Source organism: Leifsonia lichenia (assembly GCF_054780215.1).
Genome location: NZ_BAAGWT010000002.1, coordinates 539735 through 564772, shown reverse-complemented (window position 1 = coordinate 564772; position 25038 = coordinate 539735). Strand labels below are relative to the sequence as shown.

The following is a 25038-nucleotide window of genomic DNA, read 5'->3' as shown; positions in this document are numbered from 1 at the left end:
ATCGGTCGAGTGGTCCCGAATTGCCGTGTGGATGCGCTGGCCCACGGCAATTCGGGACCACTCGATGCAGGCGGGCGTCCGCAGAGGTCAGTCATAGCGCGCTTCCGCCACCCAGGCGCCGTCCGCCAGCACCAGCAGCCAGGCGTTCCCGTCCGCGTCGACCACCTGGAACCGGTGCGCCGTGCGCGCGGCCGCCGCATCCCACCAGCGTTCCCGCACCGGCCACGGGCCGGCCCAGGAGTCCACGGGACGCGCATCCCGTGCAGCACCGGTCGACGAGTAGAGGGCGATCGGCGCCGTGACCACCCCGCGCGCCGTCACGCCGACCGGTTCGCCGTCGCCGCCCAGCACGGCCACCGCGCGCGGAGACTCGAACACCGTCGACGGCGCAGGCGCCGGCAGGCTGCCCGGCCACGGCTGGTCGGCGCGCGCCACCCCCACCGCCCTGTCTCCCCACGGCACGAGCACCTGCCGTTCGGTCAGCCCGCGCCCACCGCCGATGGTGGCCGTGAGCACGGCGTCGTGCCCCAGGATGCTCTGCACTCGCGACAGCCCGTGATGGATGCGCTCGTCGGCGCCACCGCCCCACAACCCCTCCTCGTGGTGCCCGATGTCGTCCACCGCCTCCGGCTCCACCAGCACGCGCGCGATCGGCGAGCCCAGCCCGCTCTCGATGCTGCCTGCGCCCTGCAACTGCCAGCGCACCCTGTCCACCACGTCCGCCGCGGAGAACAGCCGAGGGTGCAGCCAGGTCCGCTCGCTCACCCTGCCGGTCTCGTCCGTCACCTCGATCCGCAGCGCCGTACACACCAGTCCGGCCTTTGTCAGCCCGCCGATGAACGTCTCCGCCGTGCCGCGGAACGCGAACGTCACCTGATCCACCCTGTCCAGCGGCGGCTCGAACTCGATCGCCCTCTCCAACTGCTTCGGCGGAGTGCGCGGCACCACCGCCGTGCTGTCGAGGCCGCTCGCGATGGTGTGGCACCAGGCGCCGCGCTCCCCGAACCGCTCCCGCACATCCGTCGCCCCCAGTGCGGCCAGGTGGCCGAGGGTGTGGATGCCGAGCCTCCGGAACAGCGGCGTCAGTTCGTCCTGCCCGAGCTGCGCGATCGGCAGCGGGGAGAGGAAGGCGGGGGAGTCGCCAGGGGGGATCACCCTGACCCGCTCCGTCCCTGTCGTGCGGGCGGCCTGCTCAGCGGCGAACGGCCCGTCTGCGATGCCGATCCGCGCGTCCGGGATGCCGAGCCCCTCCAGGCAGCGCAGCAGTTCGGCGGCGGCCTGCTCCTCCCCGCCGTAGTAGCGGGCGGGGCCGCGGGCGCGCAGCACGCAGGTGCCTGGGCGCACCGGCTGGACGCCGGGGGTGATCTGCTCGATCGCGGCCAGCACAGGGTCGAAGGCCCGCGCATCCAGCACGGGGTCGTACGGCAGCACCTGAAGCCGGGTGCACCTGGACTGGGCCTCCCGGATGCGCAGCCCCCGCTTCACGCCATCGGCGCGGGCGGAGGAGGAGCAGGCGAACACGAGGTTGCGGTCGACGAGTGCCAGCGGGGTGTCCGCCGGCAGGTCGCCCGCGTGCAGGGCGGCGGTCACCGGCCAGTCCGGGCACCACAGCACGATCGCGCGGGTGACGGCCGGCATGTCAGCTCACCGCCTCCAGCCGGGTGGTGCCCGCCGCGGCGCGGAAGCTCTCGTCGAGACCGGGCAGCCAGAGCTCCGCGCGGCGGCGCTGGCCGGTGCCGCCGCGCGGAGCGGATTCGACGGTCACCCTGCGCGACGACAGGTAGCCCGTTCCTCCGCCGAGCCCGTCCCAGCCGCTGCGGGAGACCGTGAGTGTCGCCTCGACCTGCGGCCAGTCGCCCACCACGATCAGGGTGGCCTCGCGCTGCCGCAGCCGGGCGGAGAGCCGGGCGATGTCGCCGTCGCGTGCGCGGCTGGCGGGGGAGACGACGACCACGCTCAGCACGTCCACCACCGCGGCGGTGACGGTCAGCCACTGGTCGCCGGGATGCGGGACGAGCACCAGCCGGTCGAGGTCGACCCCGAACCGGCTCGCCGCCTCTGCGCCGAAGTCGGGCATCCCGACCACCCCGCACCAGGCGCCCGCGGCGCTCGGCCCGGCCAGCATGGCCATGACGAGTGTCGTCGACCCGCGGACCGCGTATGCGGCGCCCGCTTTCAGAGCACCGCCCGGCAGCAGAGGGGCGAGCGCGGGGTGCGTCTCCAGCCGCCTGCTCTCCAGCGTGGTGGCCTGCATCTGCCGGATGCGCGACTGCAGCTCGTGCACCTGCGCCCGGTCGACGACCGGTTCGGCGATGGCGGCTGCTGCTGACTGCATACCAACATTTTCGAACATATGTTCGAAGATGGCAAATGCATTTTTCGGGCGGGCGCGCCTCTCACGCAACCCCAGCAGCTCCGTTCACGCGGAGAATTCGCCGAATGCGGGCGATTTCTCCGTCCGGACGGTGAAACGAACGGCGTGTCGCCCGGGAGCTCCTGCAGAACAAAAAAACGGGGCCGCGCCGAAGCGCGACCCCGTTCGAAGCTCAGGGTTAGAGCGGGCGGATGTTCTCCGCCTGCAGGCCCTTGGGGCCCTGCGTCACCTCGAACTCGACCTTCTGGTTCTCCTCGAGCGAGCGGTAGCCGCTCGACGCGATTGCAGAGTAGTGAGCGAACACGTCAGCGCCGCCGTCGTCGGGAGCGATGAAGCCGAAGCCCTTTTCCGCGTTGAACCATTTGACCGTACCAGTAGCCATATCTCCTCCAGGAGCGATATTCCTCGACCCCGACTGTCGGGGCCTCGTCGCGTGTTCTCCTGCTCCTGTAAAGCTGGCAACGCTCCGGGTTTGGGACGCACCTATCCAACACATGCAAAACACACGACTGGGGTTAGCCTAGCCGCCAACCCGCGAAAAACACACCAGTGACGCCGAATCAACCTCACGGTTCGGTGACGAAATCGATCAACTGCTCGACTCTGCCGAGCAGCTCAGGCTCCAGATCGGCGAACGAGCGCACTGTTCCGAGGATGCGCTTCCAGGCGCGCGCGGTGTCGGCCTGCGTCTCGTTGGGGAGCCCGAGAGCGGCGCAGATCCCCTTCTTCCACTCGATCGAGCGCGGGATGCTCGGCCACGCCTCCAGCCCGACGCGCGCCGGCTTCACGGCCTGCCAGATGTCGATGTACGGATGCCCGACCACCAGCACGTGCGCCCCGTACGGCCCGCGTTTGACCGCGTCGGCGATCCTGCTCTCCTTGGAGCCAGGCACGAGGTGGTCGACAAGCACGCCGATGCGACGCGAGCGATCCGGCGCGAACTCGCGGACGATCGCATCCAGATCGTCGACGCCCTCCAGGTATTCGACCACGACGCCCTCCACCCGCAGGTCGTCGCCCCAGACCTTCTCGACCAGCTCTGCGTCGTGTCTGCCCTCGACGAAGATACGGCTCGCGCGCGCGATCCTGGCCTTCTGGTCGTCCACCGCGAACGAACCGGATGCGGTCCTCGCCCTGCCGCCGCCGCTCTTCTTCGCGTGCACCAGCGTGACGGGCTCCCCGTCGATCAGGAACGATCCGGAGATCGGGAAGACGCGTTTCTTGCCGAAGTAGTCCTCCAGCTCGACGAACTGGCCTTCGAGACGGGTGACGGCGCCGCAGAAGCCGCTCGCCGCATCCTCGACCACCAGGTCGCGCACGGCTTCGACCTGGGGGACGGCTTTGCGTCCGGCGTTCTTCCAGTCGCTCGCAAGCACATCGGTTCCATAGCGGTCGTCGTTCACCCGGTGAGACTAAGCGGTGCGGGGACTGTGGGAGCGGAGGCACGCCATCAGTCGAAGATCCTCACCAGGTGCCAGCTCCGGCTCGCGTTGTCGTGGCGAACGTCGAACACGTGCGCGCATCCCGCCTCGTCCGTCGCCTGGAAGCGCCAGCCGCCGATCTCCCTCGGCAGACTGCCGACGCCGTAGCGGTGCTCGCCGAACGGGCGCCACCACGCGCACACCTCCGCCCAGACCGTCGGAGTGTCGGTGACGCGGTAGCGGGTCGACCGCCAGACCAGCCTGGTCGGGATGCCATCGTCTGTCGTCCACACCGCGACGGCCTCGCCGATGTCGGTCATCGTACTCACCTCGATTCGACGTGCTCGAACGTATGTTCGATTAACGAGTGTACGACCATCGACCGACGAACGCACCTGCGCCATACTGGCTGCATGACCGACCTGACCGATCCTTCCGGCGCATCCCTTCGGCTCAGCGACGACGAGCGCGAGCGCGCCGTCGCCGCCATCCAGGCGCACGCTGCGCAGGGGCGCCTGACCGACGCCGAGGTGCAGACGCGGGTGCAGTCGGCCAGGGCCGCCGTGACCCGCGGCGACCTCGCCCCGCTGCTCGCCGACCTGCCGGGCGGCGTCGACCTCGACGGCGGGAGAGCAGCAGGAGCAGCAGGAGCAGCAGGAGGCGCGGGGGCCGGTGCGGGCGCAGCGTACGCGGCGCCCTCGTATGCGGCGCAGCCCGGTCGCGATCCGTACGCGGCGCGCTCGGACGACGCCGCCAGGCCCGCCAACCGCCGCTGGGGCCTCGCGATCGTCTCGGTGGCGCCGTTCGTCGCCGTGATCCTGTTCTTCGTGACCAGCTCGGTCTGGGGCTACGCCTATAGCTGGCTCTGGTTCCTGATCGTCCCGATCACCGGCGCCATCGTCTACGGCGCCGACGGCGGCCGCGACCGCGACCGACGCTGACGAGTCCTCCGAGCCACCCGTCGTCCCCCGCCGCGTGCGCGTTGAGTGGTCCCGAATTGCCGTGCGCACACGGTGACACACGGCAATTCGGGACCACTCAACGCACTGGCGGGCCCGGATGCGCGGGCTAGCCGATCGTCGCGCCGAAGAGTAGGCCGAGCAGGTACGTCGCCGCCGCAGCCCCGTAGCCGATGGCGAGCTGCCGCAGCGCCCTCTTGAGCGGCGACGCGCCGGACAGCAGCCCCACGATCGCGCCCGTTCCGAGCAGCACGATGCCGACCAGCACGGATGCGACGATCACGGCCGTCGTGCCCTGCAGCCCGAACAGGTACGGCAGGATCGGGATGAGCGCTCCGGAAGCGAAGAAGCAGAAGCTCGACACCGCCGCGTTCCAGCCCTTGCCGACCGCTTCGTGCTCGTCGATGTCCTCGCCGACCACCGGCACGGGCGCGGTCTCGACGGCGTGGGCGTGCAGTCGCGCGAGGACCGTGTCCGCGTGCGCCTTCGCCTCGTCGGGAGCCATTCCGCGCGCCCGGTAGACCAGAGTGAGCTCGTTGGCGTCGACGTCGAGATTCGGGAGCGCGGAGCTGGTCTCCGGATTGGGGCTGGACGCCTGCAGCAGTTCGCGCTGCGAGCGCACGGAGACGTACTCGCCTGCGCCCATCGACAGCGCTCCGGCGAGCAGGCCGGAGATGCCGGTCAGCAGCACGACGTGGTTCGCGACGCCGCTCGCGCTGATGCCGAGCACGAGGGCGAGGTTGCTGACCAGTCCGTCGTTCGCGCCGAACACGGCGGCGCGGAAGGTGCCGGACAGCCGCTGCCTGCCACGCGCGGCGAGCGCGCGCACGACCTCCTCGTGGATCTGCTCGTCCGCTGCCATCTGGGGTGTCGCATCCGCGTCGTCGCTGTACGGGGAGCGTGCCTCTGCGCGCTGCGCGAGCGCGAGAACGAAGACGGAGCCGAAGCGTCTGGCCAGGAAGCCGAGCACGCGAGTGCGGATGTCGCCGCGCAGTGGACGACCGACGTCGTCGCCGAGCAGGGTGAGCCAGTGCTGCTCGTGCCGGCCTTCGGCGTCGGCCAGTGCGAGCAGGATCTCGCGCTCCTCGCCCGTGCGCCGGCCGGCGAGGTCGCGGTAGACGGCGGCTTCGGCGCGCTCGTCCGCGAGGTAGCGGCGCCAGCGCCGGATGTCGGCCTGACTCGGCTCGCGCGGCGGGGATGCGGGGGCGGGGGCAGTCGTCATAACGATTCGACAGTCTATGTGACGGGCTGCGCGGCGCCGCCGCCTGCGCGGGTGAACCGCTCGCCCCACACCCGGGCCAGCTCGGCGACCTCCCGCGGCGCGAGGATATCGAACCGCGCATCCACTGCTGCCAGACCGAACAGCGCCCACTCCGCGCTGTCCGCCGACATCCGGATGCGCGTGGTCGCCGCATCCACCGCCTCCGCTGTCGCCCACCGGCCGATCCGGCTCTCCACCAGTTCGGCGGGCGCGTGCACGATCGCCTCGATCGCGAGCGTCTCCGCCGACGCGCCGAGCGACGCGGACACGAACGCCGCCGCGTCCTCCGCCGGGAGCTCGCGCGGGCGGAACCGCTGGCCGGTGGGATGCGGCTCCGCGAGCCGGTCGAGCCGGAAGCTGCGCCAGTCGAACCGGCCGAGGTCGTAGGCGACGAGATACCAGCGGCGCTCGACCGACACTAAGCGGTGCGGTTCCACCCGGCGCTCGGTCCGCTCCCCGTCGCGGGCGACGTAGACGAAGCTCATGCGCTCCTCGTCGCGGCAGGCTTGAGCGACCACAGTGAGCACTCCGGCGTCGACCGTCGGTCCCTGGCGGATGGCACCGGCGACGGTGGCGGAGCGGAGGGCATCCACGCGGCGTCGGAGCCTCGACGGCATCACCTGGACGACTTTGGCGAGGGCGCGCACCGAGGCGTCCTCGATGCCGGCGATGCCGGACTGCGCCGCTGTCCGGAGGCCGACGGCGAGTGCGACCGCCTCCTCGTCGTCGACGACGAGTGGAGGGAGGGATGCGCCTGCGGCAAGCTGGTATCCGCCGTCGACGCCGCGGCTCGCATCCACCGGATAGCCGAGCTCGCGCAGCCGGTCGACGTCGCGCCGCAGCGTGCGCGCGGACACCTCGAGGCGCGCTGCGAGCTCCGGCCCCGGCCAGTAGCGGTGCGTCTGCAGCAGCGCGAGCAGTTGCAGCGTCCGCGATCCCGTCGTGCTCATGTCCTCATCCTCCCTCCGATTCCGGCCACCATCCGTCCGCAATCTGCCGTCCCGCCCGCCGCGCAGCCATCGATCCGGGACTTGTGTACGCCCGAACCCGGCGTGTCGCGTGCATAACTCCCGGCTCGATGATCAGGGGGCGGGGGAGAGGAGGAGGGGAGCCGCGCCGGGGCGGGAGAGGGTGAGGATGGCTTCGGCGACGTGCGGGTCGGCCTCGAGTGCGCCGCCGATCGCCACGAGGTCGGCGGCAACGTCGGACTCGCGGTCGTTGCCGACCAGGTCGACCGCCGCCACCACGTAGATTCGCTCCGGGCCGACGAACTCCAGGTGCAGGTACGTGACCGTCTCCACCTCCGGATGCGCGAGCAGGGCCGACAGCACCGCCCGCGTCACCCGTTCTGGCGCCTGCTCGCCGAGGAGGAACCGCCTGTTCCTGTCGATCAGCACCAGCGCCACCACGGCCAGCAGCACGCCGACCAGGATCGAGCCGATCGCGTCGTAGACCGCGTCGCCTGTCAGCTCGTGCAGCAGCAGGCCGAGGAAGGCGATCACCAGTCCGATCAGCGCGGCCGAGTCCTCGAAGAACACCGCGCGCAGCGTCGGGTTCGACGTGTTGAACACGTGCGCCAGCGTTCCCGTCCCTCGCTCGTCCGCGCCGCGCCTGGCCTGCCGGTACGACTGGATGAACGAGAAGCCCTCGAAGACGAACGAGACGGCGAGCACGAGGTACGCGATCCCGTAGTCGGCCCCCTTCTCGTCGTTCCCCAGCTCGGAGACGCCGTGCGTGATCGACACGACCGCTCCCGCTGTGAACAGCCCGACCGCCGCGAACAGCGACCACACGTACGCCTCGCGCCCGTACCCGCCGGGATGCGCGGCGTCGCGCGGGCGCACGGACGAGCGTTCGGCCTGCAGCAGGAAGATCTCGTTGCCCGCATCCGCCCAGGAGTGTGCGGCCTCTGCCACCATCGACGCCGACCCGGTGAGCACCGCCGCGAAGGTCTTCGCCACCGCGACGACGACGTTGGCGCCGAACGCGATGACGACGGTGAGGAGGCTCGACGATTTGGCGGTGTCCGGCATAGCCGCAACAGTAAACCGGATCGTGCGCTCGGCCGAAGGGGTGGTCCCGAATCGCCGTGCGACATACGGGTGGCACGGCAATTCGGGACCACTCGATGGGAACCAGCGGGAAACGACGAAACCCCGGCCTTTCGACCGGGGTTTCTCTCTGTGTCCGAGGGGGGACTTGAACCCCCACGCCCTATACGGGCACTAGCACCTCAAGCTAGCGCGTCTGCCATTTCCGCCACCCGGACAGGTGTTTCATTCCGGCGACCGAACCGGCCGCCGAAGAAAGACATTAGCACGAAAACAACCGCAGCTTTCACTCGGCCGAGCATCCCGGGCGTGGCGCGTACGCAGCGTTGGCGACGTGCCGTCTCGCCGGTAGCGTTGAGCGCATGACGGATGCCTTGAGCGACGAGCAGTTGGACGAAACGGCGGTCATCGCCCGCGATCTGATCCGCTTCGACACCACCAACTACGGGGAGGGGAAGTCGAACGGAGAGACCGACGCGGCGGAGTACGTCGAGGCGCGCCTGCGGGCGATGGGCCTCGAACCGCGGATGTTCGACTCCGATCCGGGCCGCACCAGCGTTGTCGCTCGCGTTCCCGGCCGGAACGCCGGCAAACCGGCGCTCGTCGTGCACGGCCATCTGGACGTCGTCCCCGCCGACCCGCGCAACTGGTCCGTCGACCCGTTCGGCGGCGTCATCAAGGACGGACTGCTCTGGGGCCGCGGCGCCGTCGACATGAAGAACATGGATGCGATGATCCTCACCGCGGTCGGCAACCTGCTGGCAGCGGGGGAGCAGCCGGAGCGCGAACTCGTCGTCGCCTTCTTCGCCGACGAGGAGGACGGCGGCCGTCGCGGCTCGCACTTCCTGGTCGACAACCACCCAGAGCTGTTCGCGGGAGCCACCGAGGCGATCAGCGAGGTCGGCGGATACTCGATCGACCTCGACGGCCAGCGCGCATACCTGATGCAGACGGGGGAGAAGTCGCTCGTCTGGATCAAGCTGATCGCCCGCGGCCGTGCCGCCCACGGCTCCCGCCTGGTGCGGGAGAACGCGATCACCCGGCTGGCCGAGGCGGTCGTGGCGATCGGCCGCTGCGAGTGGCCGATCCAGCTCACCGACACGACGACGCAGCTCCTGGCCGAGGTCTCGCGCATCCTGAGCATCGACCCGGAGCAGGTCGGTCCGGACGAGGTCGTGCTGCGCACGGGGACGGCGGCGGGGTTCATTCTCGCCACGCTCCGCACCACCACGAACCCGACGCTGCTCGACGCCGGGTACAAGCACAACGTCATCCCGGACACCGCCGAAGCGCTCATCGACATCCGCACACTGCCAGGCGAGGAAGACGCCGTGCTCGCACAGGTGCAGGAGATCGTCGGCGACGACATCGAGATCGCGATCATGCACCGCGACGTCGGCCTGGAGGCCGCGTTCGGCGGCCCGCTGATCGACGCGATCGTCGACACCATCGGAGAGCACGACCCCGGCGCGCCCGTGCTGCCGTACCTCCTCTCTGGCGGCACGGACAACAAGGCGCTCAGCAAGCTCGGCATCACCGGCTACGGCTTCGCGCCGCTCCAGCTTCCGAAAGAGCTGGACTTCCCCGGCATGTTCCACGGCGTCGACGAGCGCGTCCCGCTCGACGCGCTAGTGTTTGGCAGGTCCGTGCTGCGCGACCTCCTCCGCAGCTACTGACCTTCCCGGCCTCCGCCGCAGCCACGACGTTCAGCATCACTTCCGAAAGCACCGCATGGAATTCATCAACGCCCTCATCCTGGGTCTCGTCCAGGGGCTCACCGAGTTCCTCCCGATCTCGTCGAGCGCGCACATCCGCATCGTCGGCGAGCTGCTCGGCACGGGAGGCGACCCTGGGGCCCGGTTCACCGCGATCATCCAGCTCGGCACAGAGGCTGCGGTGCTGCTGTACTTCTGGAAGGACATCGTCCGGATCGTCGGGCAGTGGTTCCGCTCGCTGTTCGGCAGGGTTCCGCGCAACGATCCGGATGCGCGGATGGGCTGGCTGGTCATCCTCGGCAGCGTGCCGATCGTCGTGCTCGGCCTGCTCTTCCAGGACACGATCGAGACCACGTTCCGGTCGCTGTGGATCGTCGCCGCGACGCTGATCGTGTTCGGCATCCTGCTCGGCGTGGCCGACTACGTCGGCAGCAAGACCAGACGGCTCAAGGAGCTCACCTGGGGGCACGGCATCATCTTCGGCCTCGCCCAGGCGCTCGCCCTCATCCCCGGTGTCTCGCGCTCGGGCGGCACCATCACGGCCGGGCTGTTCATGGGCTACCAGCGCAGGGCGGCGGCTCGGTACTCGTTCCTGCTCGCGTTGCCCGCGGTGTTCGGCAGCGGGTTCTACCAGCTCTACAAGTCGATCAAGGAGCCGTGCACGCAGGCACTCGCAGCGGCGAACACCTGCACCGTCGAGGTGTTCGGCCCGCTGGAGACCGCGGCGGCGACGATCGTGGCTTTCGTGGTGGGCCTTGTCGTGATCGCGTTCTTCATGGGCTACATCTCGCGCCGCAGCTTCCTGCCGTTCGTGATCTACCGCATCGCCCTCGGCGCGCTCCTCATCGTCCTGCTCTCCACCGGAGTCCTCGCCGCCTGACCCCCACGCAATCGAGCCCAGGCTTTTTCACCGCAAATCGCGTTCTAACGGTGAAAAAGGCTGGGCTCGATTGCTTGGGGAGGCGGTGGGGTCAGGAGCGCCAGGGCTCGTCGGGGCGGCCGCCGGCCTGGCCGTCTCCGCGGCGGCGGAGGTAGCGCTCGAACTCCTGCGCGATCGCTTCGCCGCTCGCCTCGGGAGAGTCGACGGTGTCGCGCGCCTGCTCGAGCTGCTCGATGTATGCGGCCATCTCGTCGTCGTCGGCTGCGAGAGCGTCGATCCCCGCCTCCCAGGCGGCGGCCTCGTCGACCAGCGTGCCGCGGGGGATGGTCACATCCACCAGCTCTTCCAGCTTGTCGATGAGCGCGAGCATCGCCTTCGGGCTCGGCGCATTATGCACGTAGTGCGGGACGGACGCCCAGATCGTGACGGTCGGGATGCCGACGCCCTCCGCACCCTCGGCGATCGCGCTCAGAATGCCGACAGGACCCTCGTAGGTGGAGCGCTCGATCGACAGCTCGGCGCGCACGGCCGCGTTCTCGCTCGACGCGAAGATGGAGATCGGCCTGGTGTGCGGAACGTCGGCGAGCATGGCGCCGAGGAAGACGATCACGCCGATATCGGCGGCGAGGGCCGCATCCAGGATCTCGGCTGTGAAGCTCTTCCAACTCCGGGACGGCTCCGTGCCGAGCAGCAGGTAGATGTTGCCGACGTTGTCGCCGCTGACGCGCACGGCGTCTCCTGCGAGGTCGCCGGCCAGGTCCTCAGCGGCGGCGCCGGGGTTCGCCGGGCCGTACATCACGGCGGACGGCCAGATGAGGTGGCGGTGTCCGTCGTCGTCCGCGACCACCGGCCGGTTGAACTGGAAGTCGAAGTACAGCTCTGGGTCGACCTCGGAGATGGGCACGACGTCGAGAACGTCCTTGAGGGTCTTGACGGCGCCGCTCGCTGCCTCACCGGCGTCGTTCCAGCCTTCGAAGGCGACGACCAGGATGCGGCCGCCGAGGAAGTCGTTTCCGTCAGTCACAGTGGATGTACCTCTGTCCTCTCCAGACGACCGTGCGGACGCCATCCATCCAGGATAGGCCCGCCGGTCACCGTTAGACTTGTGGCCCGTGACCTCACTGACTCCTCCGAGCCCGCCGGCCGCCGTTTTCTGGGACATGGACGGCACCCTCGTCGACACCGAACCGTACTGGATGGCCTCCGAAGTGGAGCTCGTCTCCTCCTTCGGCGGCGTCTGGACCCACGAGGACGGCCTCCAGCTCGTCGGTCTCGGGCTCTGGAACTCCGCCGAGATCCTCCGTGCGCACGGCGTGGATCTCAGCGCGGACGAGATCGTGCAGTGGCTCACGAACCGGGTTCAGCAGAAGCTCGACACGGACGGCGTTCCGTGGCGGCCTGGGGCGCGCGAGCTGCTCGCCGACCTGCGCGAGCGCGGCATCCCGACCGCCCTGGTCACCATGTCGGTGCGCAGGATGGCGGAGCAGATCGTCGCGAAGATCCCGTTCGACGCGTTCGACGTGATCGTCAGCGGCGACGAGGTCACGGAGGCCAAACCGCATCCGGAGCCGTACCTGCGCGCGGCAGAGCTGCTGGGCGTCGACCCGGTGGATGCGGTCGCCATCGAGGACTCGCTGGTCGGCCTCACCTCAGCGGTCGCCTCCGGAGCCGCCACCATCGGCGTGCCGCACATCGTCGCGCTCCCGGAGAGCGCGGAGCACACGCTGTGGGAGTCGCTCGCCGGCAAGACAGCAGACGACATCGCCGCCGTAGCCGCGAAGGGAGCGCTCCTGTGAGCGATCAGCAAGGCCAGCCGGGCCAGCCGGGCCAGCCGGGCCAGCCAGGCCAGCCGTACACCCCGCAGCCGCAGAACAGCGGCCCGTTCCGCGCGGGCGACCGCGTGCAGCTCACGGGCCCGAAGGGCAAGCTGAACACCATCACGCTCGAGCCGGGCAAGGTGTTCCACACCCATCGCGGCATCCTGGAGCACGACGCGATCATCGGGCTTCCCGACGGCTCCGTCGTGTCGAACAACGTGGGCGTCGAGCACCTGGCACTCCGCCCGCTGCTCAGCGATTTCGTGATGTCGATGCCGCGCGGCGCCGCCATCATCTACCCGAAGGACGCGGCGCAGATCCTGTCGCTCGCCGACATCTTCCCCGGAGCGAACGTCGTCGAAGCCGGCGTCGGCTCCGGCGCGCTCTCGCTCTGGCTGCTGCGCGCCATCGGTCCGACCGGCACGCTGCGGTCGTTCGAGCGCAGGGACGAGTTCGCCGATGTCGCGAGGGCGAACGCCGCGACCTTCCTCGGTCACGACCCGGAGAACTGGACCGTCACGGTCGGCGATCTCCAGGATGCGCTGCCGGAAGCCGTCGAGGAGCAGAGCGTCGACCGCGTCGTGCTCGACATGCTCGCGCCGTGGGAGTGCCTCGACGAGGTCACGGCCGCGCTCAAGCCGGGCGGCGTGCTGCTCTGCTACATCGCGACGGTCACGCAGCTCTCGCGGGTCGCCGAGGCGATCCGTGCCTCCGGCGACTACACCCACCCGCAGTCGAGCGAGACGATGGTGCGCGGCTGGCACGTCGAAGGGCTCGCGGTGCGCCCAGACCACCGGATGATCGGGCACACAGGCTTCCTGATCACCGCGAGGCGCCTCGCGCCGGGCTCCGTCCTGCCCGAGTTGAAGCGCCGTCCGTCGAAGAGCGACTACAGCGACGACGACGTCGAGGCCTGGACGCCAGGCGCGCTCGGCGAGCGGCAGTCGAGCCCGAAGAGCCTGCGCAAGCGGGTGCGGGCTGCGGCCGCGAGCGCCGAGCTGTCGAAGGCGCGCACGGCGGAGGCCGCTGCGGCGGACGACGCGGCGCACGAGGACGACCCCACCATCAACTAGCATGGGGAGCCGGAGACCTCCGTGTCGTCCGACAACCCCACCGATCGCACCGAAAGAGGACTCGTGCGCAGAGCTACCGCACTCGTCGTAGCAGCAGGACTGCTGGCCGTCACGCTGACGGGATGCTCGTCAGACCCGAACGCGAACTGCGACACCGCGCTCAAGCCAGGCGCAGCATCGAACCTCATCACCGCGACGGGAGCGGTCGGGTCCAAGCCCAAGGTGAGCTTCCCGACGCCGATCGACACCACGACCTCGCAGGCGACGACGCTCGTCACCGGCACGGGCGGGGCGGTCCAGAAGGGCCAGATGGTCAAGATCCAGTACACGCTGCTGGACGGCGAGTCCGGTTCGACGATCGGGCAGAGCTCGTTCACGAAGAGCCAGCCGACCCTCATCCCGGTCGGCAAGAGCGGCGTCCCCGGTATCGACAAGGGCCTGCAGTGCGCAACGGTCGGCTCGCGTGTGGCGATCGCCATCGCACCGAAGGACAGCGGCCAGGACGGCACCACCAGCTCGGGTGTCGCCGTCATCGACGTCGTCGGCTCGTTCCTGCCGCGGGCGAACGGCGCCGTGCGTCCGTCCGTCTCCGGCTTCCCGACGGTCGTGCTCGCGCCGACCGGTCAGTCCGGCATCACCATCCCGTCCGGCGGGGCTCCGACGAAGGTGCGCAGCGAGACGCTCAAGGCGGGTGACGGCACCGCCGTCAAGAGCGACAGCTCGGTCGTTCTGCATTACACGATGGTCGGCTGGGAGAACAAGAACCTGGTCTACAGCACCTGGAACTCCGGCGCGCCGGACCTGGTGCTGATGAAGACGGGCCAGAGCAACGCCAACCAGGTGCTTCCGCAGGCGATGCTCAAAGAACTGGTCGGCGCCAAGGTCGGTTCGCAACTCGTGATCGAGACCCCGGCGGACTCCAGTGTTCCCGCCGGAGCGTGGGTCGTCGACGTCCTCGGGGTCCTGTAGCCGATTAGGATGGACGGGTGCCTCCGTCCTCGTCTTCGCCTTCCCGTGTGCCGGTCGAAGAGCGCCTGTTCAGTCTCGTGCTGGCGTTGCTCGCGACCGAGACGGGCCTGACCAAGAACGAGATCCTGTCCACGGTTCAGGGCTACCGGCAGCGCTACGTCACCCACGGCGACAACAGCAGTCTCGAGCGGCAGTTCGAGCGCGACAAAGACGACATCCGCGAGCTCGGCGTGCCGTTGGAGACGGTCGAGTCTCCTGGCGACGCGGGCAACAACCAGCTCCTGCGCTATCGCATTCCCAAAGGGGCATACGATCTGCCCGCCGATGTGGTGTTCTCCCCGGAGGAGATCACGCTGCTTGGTCTGGCGGCCACGGTGTGGAAGGAGGGCTCGCTCTCCGGCGAGTCCCGCAGGGCTCTGATGAAGCTGCGCTCGCTCGGCGTCGAGGCCAACGACCCGATCGTCGGGTATGCGCCCCGGCTCCGGGCACGGGAGAGCGCGTTCGAGCCGCTCAACCAGGCGCTCGAACGCAACGCCATCGTGCAGTTCCCCTACCTCAAGCCGGGCGAGAGCGCATCCAGGATCAGGACGGTCGCCCCGCTCGCCATCGTGCAGCACCAGGGCCGCTGGCACCTGCAGGGGATCGACCAGGATGCGCATGGCTCGCGCACCTTCCTGCTCTCGCGCATGGTCGGCCCTGTCAAGATCACCGCGCGCACCTTCGTGCCGGACGGCTCCGACTTCGCCGCGAAAGCTCTCGCCGACCTCGAACGGATCTGGGCGGACAACGTGGCAACCATCGAGGTGACCGCGGGAACGGATGCGGCGACGCGTCTCGGCAAGCGGTACGGGGACGCTGTGCCCGTCGCCGGGGACGGCGAGTCGTTCCAGCTCACGGTCAACTACTCCGACATCAACATCGTCGCCGACCAGTTGGCGAGCTTCGGTCCCGAGGTGCTGGTGCTGGCTCCGGAGGTCCTGCGGCAGGCGGTTCGCGACCGCCTGGTCGCCACCGCGGCCGCGCACGAGGGGAGCGATCGTGGCTGAGCGCCGCAAGCAGCCGATGCAGGCGCAGGACAAGCTCGCCTTCCTCCTCGCGCTCGTGCCGTACCTGATGGACAGAGACAGGGTGAGCGTCGCCGAGGCGGCGGAGCACTTCGGCGTCGACGCATCCCAGTTGCGGGATGCGGTGCGACTGATCGCCGTGTCCGGCATCCCCGGCGAAACCAACCAGTACCAGCCTGGCGACCTGTTCGACATCGCCTGGGACGACTTCGAGGAGAACGACCAGATCGTCCTCACCCACCAGGTCGCCATCGACGACTCGCCGCGCTTCTCGGCCAGGGAGGCCGCGGCCCTCATCGCCGGCCTGCAGTACCTCTCCGCCCTGCCGGAGAACGCCGACCGCGACGTGATCGGCTCCCTGATGGCGAAGCTCGCCCGCGGGGCGTCCGCGGCGCCCAGCCAGGTCGCGGTCGCAGGGTCTGCGACGGATGCGACGCTCGCCACGATCCGGGATGCGGTGGCGAGCGGCACACAGCTCGACTTCGACTACCTCAACTCGCGCGGTGAGCGGGAGCGCCGTCGCGTGGATCCGCTGCGCATCGAGTCGATCGACCAGGACTGGTACCTCCGCGGCTGGGACCACGTCCGCACGGCCATCCGCACCTTCCGGCTCGACCGCATCGACGACCTGCGCGCCACGGACGAGCCGATCACCTACCGTCCGGGAGACGTCACACTGCCGGAGACGCTGTTCGAGGGAACGCCCGACGACCTGCTGGTGACCATCGAGGTCTCCGCCTCCGCCGTGCCGCTGGTCGAGGACTACATCCCGGAGGGTGCAGCCCGGCAGGAGCACGACGGCGTGGTGCGCACGAGCGTCCGCGTCGCGCACTTCCACGGGCTGAAGCGCCTGGTCGCCGGACTGTCCGGCGTGCTCACCGTCCTCGACCCTCCGGAGGCGCGCGCCGTCGTCGCCGCGTGGGCCACCGCGGGCGCGGATCGCTACCGGTAAGTAGGCTGGGGTCATGCCGTGGTGGTCGTGGGTCGTGATCTGGGTCGTGCTCGTACTCGGCCTGCTCGGGATGCTCGCGTACTTCGCCGTCCAGCTGTTCCGCAAACTCATGGCTGCCGGCAGGGAGGCGTCTGCGCTGATCGCGAAGACGGACGTGCTGAGCCGACGCGTCGACGACCTCAACGAGGCGGCCTTCCATCCTGCGGCATTGGCCGATGTCTCCGTGTTACGCGCGGAACGCGAGCAGACGCGTGCCGACAAGGCCGTCGCGAGGCAACTTCGCAGGGATGCCAGGGTCAGACGCGGTAAACTACTCGTCAATGCCGATCCACGTCGGTACACATACCTGATCAAAAAGGATTGACTCATGCTCGGCGGCCTGACCGGATGGCACCTGCTCATCATCCTCGCAGTGATCCTGCTGCTCTTCGGCGCGCCGAAGCTTCCTGCTCTCGCCAAGAGCATCGGCCAGTCGATGCGCATCTTCAAGGGTGAGGTCAACGAGATGAAGAAGGACGGCGACAAGCCGGACGCTTCGTCGGAGACGCCGGCCGACGGCGGCACCACCGCCTCGCCTGAGACGCACACGAAACCGTAGTCGGTGGCCTCCACCAAGCGAGGCAAGAACCGCGAAGGACGAATGACGCTCGCCGAGCACTTCGTCGAGCTTCGCAAGCGCCTCTACCGCTCAGCCATCGCGCTGCTCGTCGGAGCCGTCGGCGGCTGGTTCCTGTCCGGCTACCTCCTGGATGCGATGCGCGTCCCGATCACGGAGATCGCCACGCAGCAGGGCCGAGTCGCCACGCTGAACTACGACAGCATCACCGGCGCGTTCGACCTCAAGATGCAGATCGCGATCACCATCGGCGTGATCATCTCCAGTCCGGTCTGGCTCTACCAGATCTGGTCGTTCTTCGTCCCGGCACTGAGCCGCAAAGAGCTCAAGTACGGTCTGGGGTTCTTCTTCACCGCCGTTCCGCTGTTCCTCATCGGCGCATACGTCGGCTGGCTGCTGGTCCCGCACATCGTGTCGCTGCTCACCAGCTTCGCGCCGTCCGACGACTCCGCGATCATCTCCGCGAAGACGTACTTCGACTTCATCCTGAAGCTGTCGCTGGCGGTCGGCGTGGCTTTCGTGCTGCCCGTGTTCCTGGTGCTGCTGAACTTCGTCGGCGTGCTGAGCGCATCCTCGATCATCAGGTCGTGGCGCTGGGCCATCATCCTGATCGCGCTGTTCACGGCCATCGCAACGCCCGCCGCCGACGTGCTCTCGATGTTCCTGCTCGCCGTGCCCATGGTGGTGCTGTATCTGGCGGCGTGGTGCGTTGCCTGGCTGCACGATCGGCGCGCGGCGAAGGTCGCCGATCGCCTGGAGGCGGAACTGGCGGCATAGCCGGTGTGCGCGGCATAGGCTTGTGCGTGTGACCGATCAGCTCACCCCGGCCGAACGCTATGCGGCGTCGCGCACGCGCACGCGCCAACCTCTTGTCGAGGCCTTCCGCGAACGGCTCAGGTTCGACCTCGACCCGTTCCAGCGCGAGGCGTGCGCGAGCCTGGAGGCGGGCAGGAGCGTACTCGTCGCCGCCCCGACCGGCGCGGGCAAGACGATCGTCGCCGAGTTCGCCGTGTTCCTCGCGATGCGCGAGGCGAGCGCGAAGGTCTTCTACACGGCTCCGATGAAGGCGCTGAGCAACCAGAAGTTCCAGGAGCTGGTGGAGGAGTACGGCTCGGAGTCCGTCGGTCTGCTGACCGGAGACACCAACATCAACTCGCATGCCCGCATCGTCGTGATGACGACCGAGGTGCTGCGCAACATGCTCTACGCCGACTCCGACCTCCTCGCCGATCTCGCCTACGTGGTGATGGACGAGGTGCACTACCTGGCCGACCGTTTCCGCGGCGCCGTGTGGGAGGAGGTCATCATCCACCTTCCCCAGGCGGTGCGGATGGTGTCGCTGAGCGCCACGGTGTCGAACGCGGAGGAGTTCGGCGACTGGCTCCAGGCGGTGCGCGGTGACACGGACGTGATCGTGTCCGAGGAGCGCCCTGTGCCGCTGGAGCAGCACATCCTGATGCGGTCGAAGCTGATCGACCTGTTCGACTCGTCCGGGCTCGCCGCGACCAACCGGGTGAACCCGGAGCTGGTGCAGATGGCGCGCTACGGCGGCCGCGTGCTGAGCAGCAGGCAGATGCGGGATGTGGGCCGCTACCACTCCCGCGGCGGCCGGCCGGACACCTACCGGATGGACAGGGCCGACCTGGTCAAACTGCTCGGCGAGCACAATCTGCTCCCGGCCATCTTCTTCATCTTCAGCCGCAACGGGTGCGATCAGGCCGTGCGCCAGACCCTCCGCTCCGGCGTGAAGCTCACCGAGGCGCACGAGCGCGACGAGATCCGCGCGATCGTCGAGGAGCGCTGCAGGACCCTGCTGGACGAGGATCTGGCGGTGCTCGGCTACTGGGAGTGGCTGGAAGGGCTGGAGCGCGGTGTCGCTGCGCACCACGCCGGGATGCTGCCCGCGTTCAAGGAGGTCGTGGAGGAGCTGTTCCGGCGCAAGCTGGTCAAGGTCGTGTTCGCGACGGAGACCCTTGCGCTGGGCATCAACATGCCCGCCAGGACGGTCGTCCTCGAGAAGCTGGAGAAGTTCAACGGCGAGGCGCGCGTGCCGATCACGCCGGGGGAGTACACCCAGCTCACCGGGCGTGCCGGCCGCCGCGGCATCGACGTCGAGGGGCACTCCGTCATCCAGTGGCAGGACGGCCTCGACCCGCAGGCCGTCGCCTCGCTCGCGTCCCGCCGCAGCTACCCGCTCAACTCCAGTTTCCGGCCCACGTACAACATGGCCGTGAACCTCATCGACCAGTTCGGGCGCGAGCGCACCAGGGAGATCCTGGAGTCGTCGTTCGCGCAGTTCCAGGCCGACCGTGCCGTGGTCGACCTGGCGCGCAAGGTGCGCCAGCAGGAGGAGTCGCTCGCCGGGTACGAGAAGGCGATGACCTGCCACCTGGGCGACTTCCGCGAGTATTCGGGCATCCGGCGCGAACTGAGCGACCTGGAGCGCAAGGGCGCGTCGATGGAGCACGCCTCGCGCGCCGACCGCGACAAGCGCCAGCGCAGGCTCATCGCTCTGCGCAAGCGGATGAAGGAGCATCCCTGCCACCGCTGCCCGGACAGGGAGAAGCACGCCCGCTGGGCGGAGCGCTGGTGGAAGCTGAAGCGGGAGACGGATGCGCTGAGCTCGCAGATCCGGTCGAGGACCGGAGCCGTGGCCAAGGTCTTCGACCGCGTCTCGGACGTGCTCCTGGAGCTCGGATACCTGACCCGCGAGGACGACGTCACGGCCCTCACGGTGCACGGCCGCACCCTCAAGCGCATCTACGGCGAACGCGACCTCCTCGTGGCCGAGTGCCTGCGCAGGAACATCTGGAATCAACTGGATGCGCCGAGCCTCGCCGCGATGGCGTGCGCCCTGGTCTTCGAGCCGCGCCGCGACGAGGGCCTCGCGCACGAGCGCAGCCTTCCGCGCGGGGCGTTCCGGCCGGCCCTGGACAAGACCATCGACATCTGGAGCCGCCTGGACGACCTGGAGAGGGAGAACCGGCTCTCGGGCAGCGAACCGCCGTCGACCAGCCTGGCGATGGCGATGCACGCGTGGGCGAAGGGCACGAGCCTGAACACCGTGCTGCAGGAGGCGGACATGGCCGCCGGCGACTTCGTGCGCTGGACGAAGCAGACCATCGACCTGCTCGACCAGCTCTCCCTCGTTGCCCAGGGGCCGGTCGGGCGCACGGCGCGGCAGGCACTCGACTCGATCAGGCGCGGCATCGTTGCTTACTCATCCGTCGCCTAGCATTTCTGCGGCGAACGCCGAACGGCGTCCTCTAAGCTCTCCACTCGTGACCCCCACCCCGCGCGCCGTGCTGCCCTTGTGGCTCGCACTGATCCTCGCTGCGGGGGCGGGGCCGGTGCTGGATGCGGGGTTCCCCGACCGAAGCTGGTGGCCGCTCACGTTTGTCGGGATCGCGATGGTGCTGCTCGCGGTGCGCGGTCGGCGGGCCGGGTCCGCCTTCCTGGTCGCCTGGGTGGCGGGGGAGTCGTTCTTCCTGTTCCATGTGGCCTGGACGGCGCTGTACCTCGGGCCGCTGCCGTGGGTGGCGCTCGCCACCCTGGAGGCGATCTTCTATGGTCTGGGCGGGATGCTCATCGCTCTCGCCTACCGCTGGGTGCCGCGTGCGTGGCCCACCAGGCTCGGTCGCCTCGTGTTGATTCCGGTGATCGTCGGCGGCCTCTGGACGCTGCGCGAGTACGTGTCGGGCAACTGGCCGTACGGCGGGTTCTCCTGGGGAAGGGTCGCCGAGTCGCAATCGGAGAGCCCCTTTGCGCCGCTGGTGGCGTGGCTGGGCATCTCCGGGCTGAGCTTCGTGATGGTGTGGCTGGTCGCGCTCCTGATCCAGGTGTGCGTCGAGGTGGACCTGCGTGGCGCGTGGCGCGCATCCATCGCGGTGGGTGCTGTCGCGGTGGTGCTCGTCGTCCCTGCCTGGCCCGCGACGACGCAGGGCACCACGAGGATCGCGGCCGTGCAGGGCAACGGCCCGGCCGGCTACTTCGACAACGCGCCGCCGGATGCGGTGCTCAACTCGCAGATCGCCGAGACGGAGCAGATCGAGGACGAGAAGGTGGACATGGTCGTCTGGCCGGAGGGCGCGGCCCAGCCGGACCCGACGCGCGACCCGCAGACGGCGGCGATCCTGGATGCGCTCAGCAAGCGGATGGACGCGCCGTTCATCGTCGGGACGATCACCGCCCGCGACGGGAAGTACTTCAACACCTCCCTGCTCTGGAAGAGCGGTCAGGGCGCGGTGGACTACTACGACAAGAAGCATCCCGTGCCGTTCGGCGAGTACGTGCCCGACCGGGCGTTCTGGCGGCCGTTCGCACCCGACCTCATCGACCTGATCGGGCGTGACTACACCCCGGGCACCAGGGACAACGTGTTCGACGTGAACGGCGTGCGCGCCGGGATCTCGATCTGCTTCGACATCGTCGACGACCAGTTGCTCACCGACATGATGCAGGGCGGAGCGCAGGTCATCCTCGCGCAGACGAACAACGCCGACTTCGGTCAGACCGACGAGAACGAGCAGCAGCTCGCCATCGCGCGGCTGCGGGCGATCGAGTCCGGCCGGTCGCTGGTCAACATCTCCACGGTCGGCAGCAGTCAGATCATCGGCCCGAGCGGGCGGACGATCGCGGAGATCCCGCCGTTCAAGCCGGGCCACATGGTCGCCGACGTGCCGCTCGGCACCACCACGACGCCCGCGACACTGCTGAGCCGGGGCATCGAGTTCCTCGTCGCCGGGCTCGGCCTGTTCGGCCTCCTCGTCGCCTTCACCGCCCGCAAAGCGATCGAGCCCGCAGTTATTCACGCGAAACGCCGCGCCAAGGGTGATTAAGTGCGGGCTCGATGATGTGGATGCGGGGGCAGAGAAAAGGCCGCCCTCACCGGTGCGGTGAGAACGGCCTGGCGTGACGTGGAGGTCAGGCGCCGATCTTGTGCTCGCCCGTGCCGCGGCGAGAGCGCAGGTAGGTGAGCCGCTCCTCCAGAAGCTCCTCGAGCTCGTCGCGGGTGCGGCGTTCGAGCAGCATGTCCCAGTGGCTGCGGGGCACCTTCACGTCTGAGCGGTCGACCTCGACGGGGGTGTCGCCGACCAGCAGGGTGGCCTCGTGGCCGCAGTGCTTGCACTCCCAGGTCTGGGGTGCATCGGCCTCGGCGGAGAAGACCATGTCGGTCTCCTTGCCGCATTCGGGGCAAAGGTAAATGTAACGGGAACGCGGGGAGTACACGACGCCTTCTTCGCTCTGTAAGCTCTGGGCGCCAAGCCTCATTCCGCGCAAACTGCGATCTGCCATTGTGTGGTTCTCCTCTGTGCGCGCGTACTGCACAGTTATAAACCCACAAGCTGGGGGTTCTCTTTCCGTCGGGGCCTTACTCTCAGGGCCCTCTCAGGTCAGATTCGCGCGTCGACCAGCGCTTTCAGTACATCGCAACGGTCGGTGACCAGCCCGTCGACTCCGAGATCCAGCAGGCGTGTCATGGCTGCTGGATCGTTCACGGTCCAGACGTGCACCTCGACGCCCGCTGCGTGCAGGGTGCGCACCGTGCGCGGTGAGACGAGTCGCACGCCGCCCTGCCGCTCTGGCACCTGAACGGCCACCAGGCCGCGGAGGGCGCGGCGCGCAGCAGAGACGGAACCGGCCTTCGCCGCGGCTATCGCGGGGAGGAACCGGGTGACGGAGGCCGAGCTGGCGACGCCGGGGAGCGCATCCACTGCGGCCCTCCTGCGCTTCTCGTCGAAGCTCGTGATGAGCACGCGATCGGTCGCCCTGGCCTTGAGGATCGCGGCCGCCGCCGGGGCAGCGGACGCCGCGTCTTTGATGTCGATGTTGAACCGCGCCTGCGGGAAGGCGTCGAGCGCTTCCGCGAGGGACGGGAAGGTCTGTCCATCGCCCAGTTGGATGCGCCGCAGCTCGGCCATCGTGAGCTGCTCGACCCGCACGGAACGGCCGGCGACGCGCGACAGGTCGGGGTCGTGGCTGATCACGGCGACGCCGTCCGCACTCGCGTGCACATCCGTCTCGAGGTGCGTCGCTCCGGCGTTCAGCGCGCGCAGGAACGCGAGGAGGGTGTTCTCCGGGGCCTCGCTGGCGAGGCCCCGGTGGGCGATGATCCGGGGGAGAGGACCGCTCAGGTACGTCACGCCGGTGGAGTCTGCTCTCCGGGCGGCTCCTCCGTGGTCGGAGCGCCGGTCTCCGGCACGTCCGGGATTCCGGCGTCGGGGATGCCGACCTCCGGAGCCCCCGGCGCCGCCTGCGCTGCAGCGGCGGCCGCCGCCTCCAGCGCCGCGGCGACCTCGGCGTGCGCGTCCTCGGCGGCCGCTGCGGCCTCGGCCTGGGCGGCCTCCGCCGCCTTGGCCACGGCGGGGTCGGGGATCACGGGGGAGCCGGGCACGCCGGGGATTCCCTTGTCTCCGAACGCCTTGCCGATGCCCTGCAGCGCCTGCGTGAGCTCGCTCGGGATGATCCACAGCTTGTTCGCCGGACCCTCCGCCAGCTTCGGCAGCGTCTGCAGGTACTGGTACGCCAGCAGCATGTTGTCCGGGTTCCCCTGGTGGATGGCGCCGAAGACGGTCGTGATCGCCTTCGCCTCGCCCTCCGCTCGGAGCACCGCGGCCTTCGCGTCACCCTCTGCCTTGAGGATCGCGGCCTGCCGCATCCCCTCCGCGTTGAGAATCTCGGACTGCTTGGTGCCCTCTGCGGTGAGGATGACCGCTCGGCGGTCACGCTCTGCGCGCATCTGCTTCTCCATCGAGTCCTGGATGGAGAGGGGCGGGTCGATCGCCTTCAGCTCGACGCGCGATACTCGGATGCCCCACTTGCCGGTGGCTTCGTCGAGCACGATGCGGAGCTGGCCGTTGATGTTGTCGCGGCTGGTGAGCGCCTCTTCGAGGTTGAGGCCGCCGACCACGTTACGGAGGGTCGTGGTGGTGAGCTGCTCGACCGCGCCGAGGTAGTTGGCGATCTCGTAGGTGGCTGCTCGCGCATCCGTCACCTGGAAGTAGACGACCGTGTCGATCGACACCACCAGGTTGTCCTCGGTGATCACCGGCTGCGGCGGGAAGGAGACCACCTGCTCGCGCATGTCGAGGAGCGGCCGCACCTTGTCGACGAACGGCACCACCACGTTGAGCCCCGGGTTCAGGGTCTTGTGGTACTTGCCCAGTCGCTCGACCACGCCGGCGCGCGCCTGCGGGATGATGCGGATCGCCCGGAACAGGGTGACCAGGACGAAGACCACGATGATGACGATGATGACCGTCACCACGATCCCCACGACCAATTGGCTGGCGTCTGTCACGACGCGCTCCTTTCTGTGAAGTCGTCCGCGCCCGCCGAGACAGGGGCGGGCGCCACGACGGCGGTCGCCCCCTCGATCGCGACGACGACGACGTGCTCGCCAGGGACCAACTGCGGCGGTCCCGACGTGAGGCCGGTCGCGAGGCGCGCCGTCCAGGTCTCCCCGACCGCCAGCTTGACCTGGCCGGTCGTGCGCGAGACGGTGTCGACGACCGTGCCCGCCATGCCGATCAGCGCATCCACATTGCTCTTCGCCGGATCTCCGCCGCGTTTGAGAGCGTGCAGGAGCGGTGGCCGGATGAAGAAGATGAGGATGACCGAGAGCGCGGCGGCGATGATGAGCTGCAGCCACCACGGAGCGCCGACCAGGCCGGAGACGAGGCCGCCGACGCTTCCGACGGCGATCATCAGGAAGACGAAATCGAGCGTCAGCATCTCGATGATGATGAACACGAGGATGAGGACGAGCCAGACGATCCAGGCGAAGGATGCGATGTCCACGGCGACTCCCTTCACTGTCGTACTCCGACCGTATCAGGTGGCGAACCGGCGACGCGGAACCCACTTGGTAGTCTCAGGGACGAGAA

Annotated in this window: 26 protein-coding genes and 1 tRNA gene; 13 read left to right on the top strand and 14 right to left on the bottom strand. The window is 69.2% G+C overall.

The features are described 5' to 3' along the window. Positions 1–87 precede the first annotated feature (87 nt). The 5 genes from ACYVGI_RS07230 to ACYVGI_RS07210 all read right to left on the bottom strand — a co-directional run bounded on the left by ACYVGI_RS07230 (position 88) and on the right by ACYVGI_RS07210 (position 4115). Positions 88–1638, bottom strand: coding sequence for a DNA polymerase Y family protein (locus ACYVGI_RS07230; protein ID WP_460631957.1), 1551 nt, complete (start codon positions 1636–1638; stop codon positions 88–90). Position 1639: 1 nt separating this feature from the next. Next, positions 1640–2335 (bottom strand): hypothetical protein, encoded by a 696-nt coding sequence (locus ACYVGI_RS07225; RefSeq protein ID WP_460631956.1) that lies wholly within the window; start codon positions 2333–2335, stop codon positions 1640–1642. A gap of 217 nt (positions 2336–2552) precedes the next feature. Continuing rightward, on the bottom strand, positions 2553–2756 hold the full coding sequence (locus ACYVGI_RS07220) for a cold-shock protein (protein ID WP_055893908.1): 204 nt from the start codon (positions 2754–2756) through the stop codon (positions 2553–2555). 184 nt (positions 2757–2940) lie between these two features. Beyond that, a complete protein-coding gene (locus tag ACYVGI_RS07215; RefSeq protein ID WP_460631955.1) occupies positions 2941–3777 on the bottom strand; it encodes a DUF3097 domain-containing protein in 837 nt (278 codons plus the stop codon). Between the two features lie 47 nt (positions 3778–3824). Next, positions 3825–4115, bottom strand: coding sequence for a DUF6504 family protein (locus ACYVGI_RS07210; RefSeq protein WP_460631954.1), 291 nt, complete (start codon positions 4113–4115; stop codon positions 3825–3827). 93 nt (positions 4116–4208) lie between these two features. On the opposite strand from ACYVGI_RS07210, the gene ACYVGI_RS07205 reads away from it, so the two are divergent. Continuing rightward, on the top strand, positions 4209–4736 hold the full coding sequence (locus tag ACYVGI_RS07205) for a DUF1707 SHOCT-like domain-containing protein (protein WP_460631953.1): 528 nt from the start codon (positions 4209–4211) through the stop codon (positions 4734–4736). A 127-nt stretch (positions 4737–4863) separates the two neighbouring features. Here the strand turns inward: ACYVGI_RS07205 and ACYVGI_RS07200 are convergent, their stop codons facing one another. The 4 genes from ACYVGI_RS07200 to ACYVGI_RS07185 all read right to left on the bottom strand — a co-directional run bounded on the left by ACYVGI_RS07200 (position 4864) and on the right by ACYVGI_RS07185 (position 8284). Next, positions 4864–5976, bottom strand: a complete 1113-nt coding sequence (locus ACYVGI_RS07200) for a VIT1/CCC1 transporter family protein (protein ID WP_460631952.1) — start codon at positions 5974–5976, stop codon at positions 4864–4866. A 14-nt stretch (positions 5977–5990) separates the two neighbouring features. Further along, positions 5991–6965: a helix-turn-helix transcriptional regulator gene (locus tag ACYVGI_RS07195; RefSeq protein WP_460631951.1), complete on the bottom strand. Its 975-nt coding sequence runs from the start codon at positions 6963–6965 to the stop codon at positions 5991–5993. Positions 6966–7097: 132 nt separating this feature from the next. Next, a complete protein-coding gene (locus ACYVGI_RS07190) occupies positions 7098–8048 on the bottom strand; it encodes a cation diffusion facilitator family transporter (RefSeq protein WP_460631950.1) in 951 nt (316 codons plus the stop codon). A 151-nt stretch (positions 8049–8199) separates the two neighbouring features. Continuing rightward, positions 8200–8284 (bottom strand) — tRNA-Leu (locus ACYVGI_RS07185). A 144-nt stretch (positions 8285–8428) separates the two neighbouring features. On the opposite strand from ACYVGI_RS07185, the gene ACYVGI_RS07180 reads away from it, so the two are divergent. Both ACYVGI_RS07180 and ACYVGI_RS07175 read left to right on the top strand, forming a co-directional pair. After that, a complete protein-coding gene (locus tag ACYVGI_RS07180; RefSeq protein ID WP_460631949.1) occupies positions 8429–9742 on the top strand; it encodes a M20/M25/M40 family metallo-hydrolase in 1314 nt (437 codons plus the stop codon). Between the two features lie 55 nt (positions 9743–9797). Further along, on the top strand, positions 9798–10661 hold the full coding sequence (locus tag ACYVGI_RS07175) for an undecaprenyl-diphosphate phosphatase (protein WP_460631948.1): 864 nt from the start codon (positions 9798–9800) through the stop codon (positions 10659–10661). 91 nt (positions 10662–10752) lie between these two features. Here ACYVGI_RS07175 and ACYVGI_RS07170 read toward each other — a convergent pair whose 3' ends face one another. After that, positions 10753–11685 (bottom strand): proteasome assembly chaperone family protein, encoded by a 933-nt coding sequence (locus ACYVGI_RS07170; RefSeq protein WP_460631947.1) that lies wholly within the window; start codon positions 11683–11685, stop codon positions 10753–10755. An 88-nt stretch (positions 11686–11773) separates the two neighbouring features. Here ACYVGI_RS07170 and ACYVGI_RS07165 point away from each other — a divergent pair, with 88 nt between their 5' ends. From ACYVGI_RS07165 to lnt, 10 genes are all read left to right on the top strand, one after another. After that, on the top strand, positions 11774–12457 hold the full coding sequence (locus ACYVGI_RS07165) for an HAD family hydrolase (RefSeq protein WP_460631946.1): 684 nt from the start codon (positions 11774–11776) through the stop codon (positions 12455–12457). Then, positions 12388–13551, top strand: a complete 1164-nt coding sequence (locus ACYVGI_RS07160; RefSeq protein ID WP_460631945.1) for a tRNA (adenine-N1)-methyltransferase — start codon at positions 12388–12390, stop codon at positions 13549–13551. Before ACYVGI_RS07165 ends, ACYVGI_RS07160 begins: the two co-directional genes overlap by 70 nt. Positions 13552–13614: 63 nt before the next feature. Further along, complete coding sequence (locus ACYVGI_RS07155) at positions 13615–14520, top strand: FKBP-type peptidyl-prolyl cis-trans isomerase (protein ID WP_460631944.1); 906 nt, start codon at positions 13615–13617, stop codon at positions 14518–14520. Between the two features lie 17 nt (positions 14521–14537). Next, positions 14538–15566, top strand: a complete 1029-nt coding sequence (locus ACYVGI_RS07150) for a helix-turn-helix transcriptional regulator (RefSeq protein ID WP_460631943.1) — start codon at positions 14538–14540, stop codon at positions 15564–15566. Next, the gene (locus tag ACYVGI_RS07145) at positions 15559–16536 is read left to right on the top strand and encodes a helix-turn-helix transcriptional regulator (protein ID WP_460631942.1); all 978 of its coding nucleotides are present in this window, start codon (positions 15559–15561) and stop codon (positions 16534–16536) included. The genes ACYVGI_RS07150 and ACYVGI_RS07145 overlap by 8 nt, the downstream gene beginning before the upstream one ends. 13 nt (positions 16537–16549) lie before the next feature. Further along, complete coding sequence (locus tag ACYVGI_RS07140) at positions 16550–16900, top strand: hypothetical protein (protein ID WP_460631941.1); 351 nt, start codon at positions 16550–16552, stop codon at positions 16898–16900. 3 nt (positions 16901–16903) lie between these two features. Beyond that, positions 16904–17134 carry a Sec-independent protein translocase subunit TatA gene (gene tatA / locus ACYVGI_RS07135; protein ID WP_460631940.1) on the top strand — a complete coding sequence of 77 codons (231 nt, stop codon included), beginning with the start codon at positions 16904–16906 and terminating at the stop codon, positions 17132–17134. A 42-nt stretch (positions 17135–17176) separates the two neighbouring features. Further along, on the top strand, positions 17177–17929 hold the full coding sequence (gene tatC / locus ACYVGI_RS07130; RefSeq protein WP_460632417.1) for a twin-arginine translocase subunit TatC: 753 nt from the start codon (positions 17177–17179) through the stop codon (positions 17927–17929). A 28-nt stretch (positions 17930–17957) separates the two neighbouring features. Then, positions 17958–20387, top strand: a complete 2430-nt coding sequence (locus ACYVGI_RS07125; protein ID WP_460631939.1) for a DEAD/DEAH box helicase — start codon at positions 17958–17960, stop codon at positions 20385–20387. Positions 20388–20433: 46 nt separating this feature from the next. Beyond that, positions 20434–21990 carry an apolipoprotein N-acyltransferase gene (gene lnt / locus ACYVGI_RS07120; RefSeq protein WP_460631938.1) on the top strand — a complete coding sequence of 519 codons (1557 nt, stop codon included), beginning with the start codon at positions 20434–20436 and terminating at the stop codon, positions 21988–21990. A gap of 85 nt (positions 21991–22075) precedes the next feature. Here the strand turns inward: lnt and ACYVGI_RS07115 are convergent, their stop codons facing one another. From ACYVGI_RS07115 to ACYVGI_RS07100, 4 genes are all read right to left on the bottom strand, one after another. Continuing rightward, positions 22076–22447 (bottom strand): RNA polymerase-binding protein RbpA, encoded by a 372-nt coding sequence (locus ACYVGI_RS07115; RefSeq protein WP_055894472.1) that lies wholly within the window; start codon positions 22445–22447, stop codon positions 22076–22078. Positions 22448–22545: 98 nt separating this feature from the next. Next, positions 22546–23295 carry a glycerophosphodiester phosphodiesterase gene (locus ACYVGI_RS07110; RefSeq protein ID WP_460631937.1) on the bottom strand — a complete coding sequence of 250 codons (750 nt, stop codon included), beginning with the start codon at positions 23293–23295 and terminating at the stop codon, positions 22546–22548. Next, positions 23292–24452, bottom strand: coding sequence for an SPFH domain-containing protein (locus ACYVGI_RS07105; protein ID WP_460631936.1), 1161 nt, complete (start codon positions 24450–24452; stop codon positions 23292–23294). The genes ACYVGI_RS07110 and ACYVGI_RS07105 overlap by 4 nt, the downstream gene beginning before the upstream one ends. After that, on the bottom strand, positions 24449–24952 hold the full coding sequence (locus ACYVGI_RS07100; protein WP_460631935.1) for an NfeD family protein: 504 nt from the start codon (positions 24950–24952) through the stop codon (positions 24449–24451). The genes ACYVGI_RS07105 and ACYVGI_RS07100 overlap by 4 nt, the downstream gene beginning before the upstream one ends. Positions 24953–25038 lie beyond the last annotated feature (86 nt).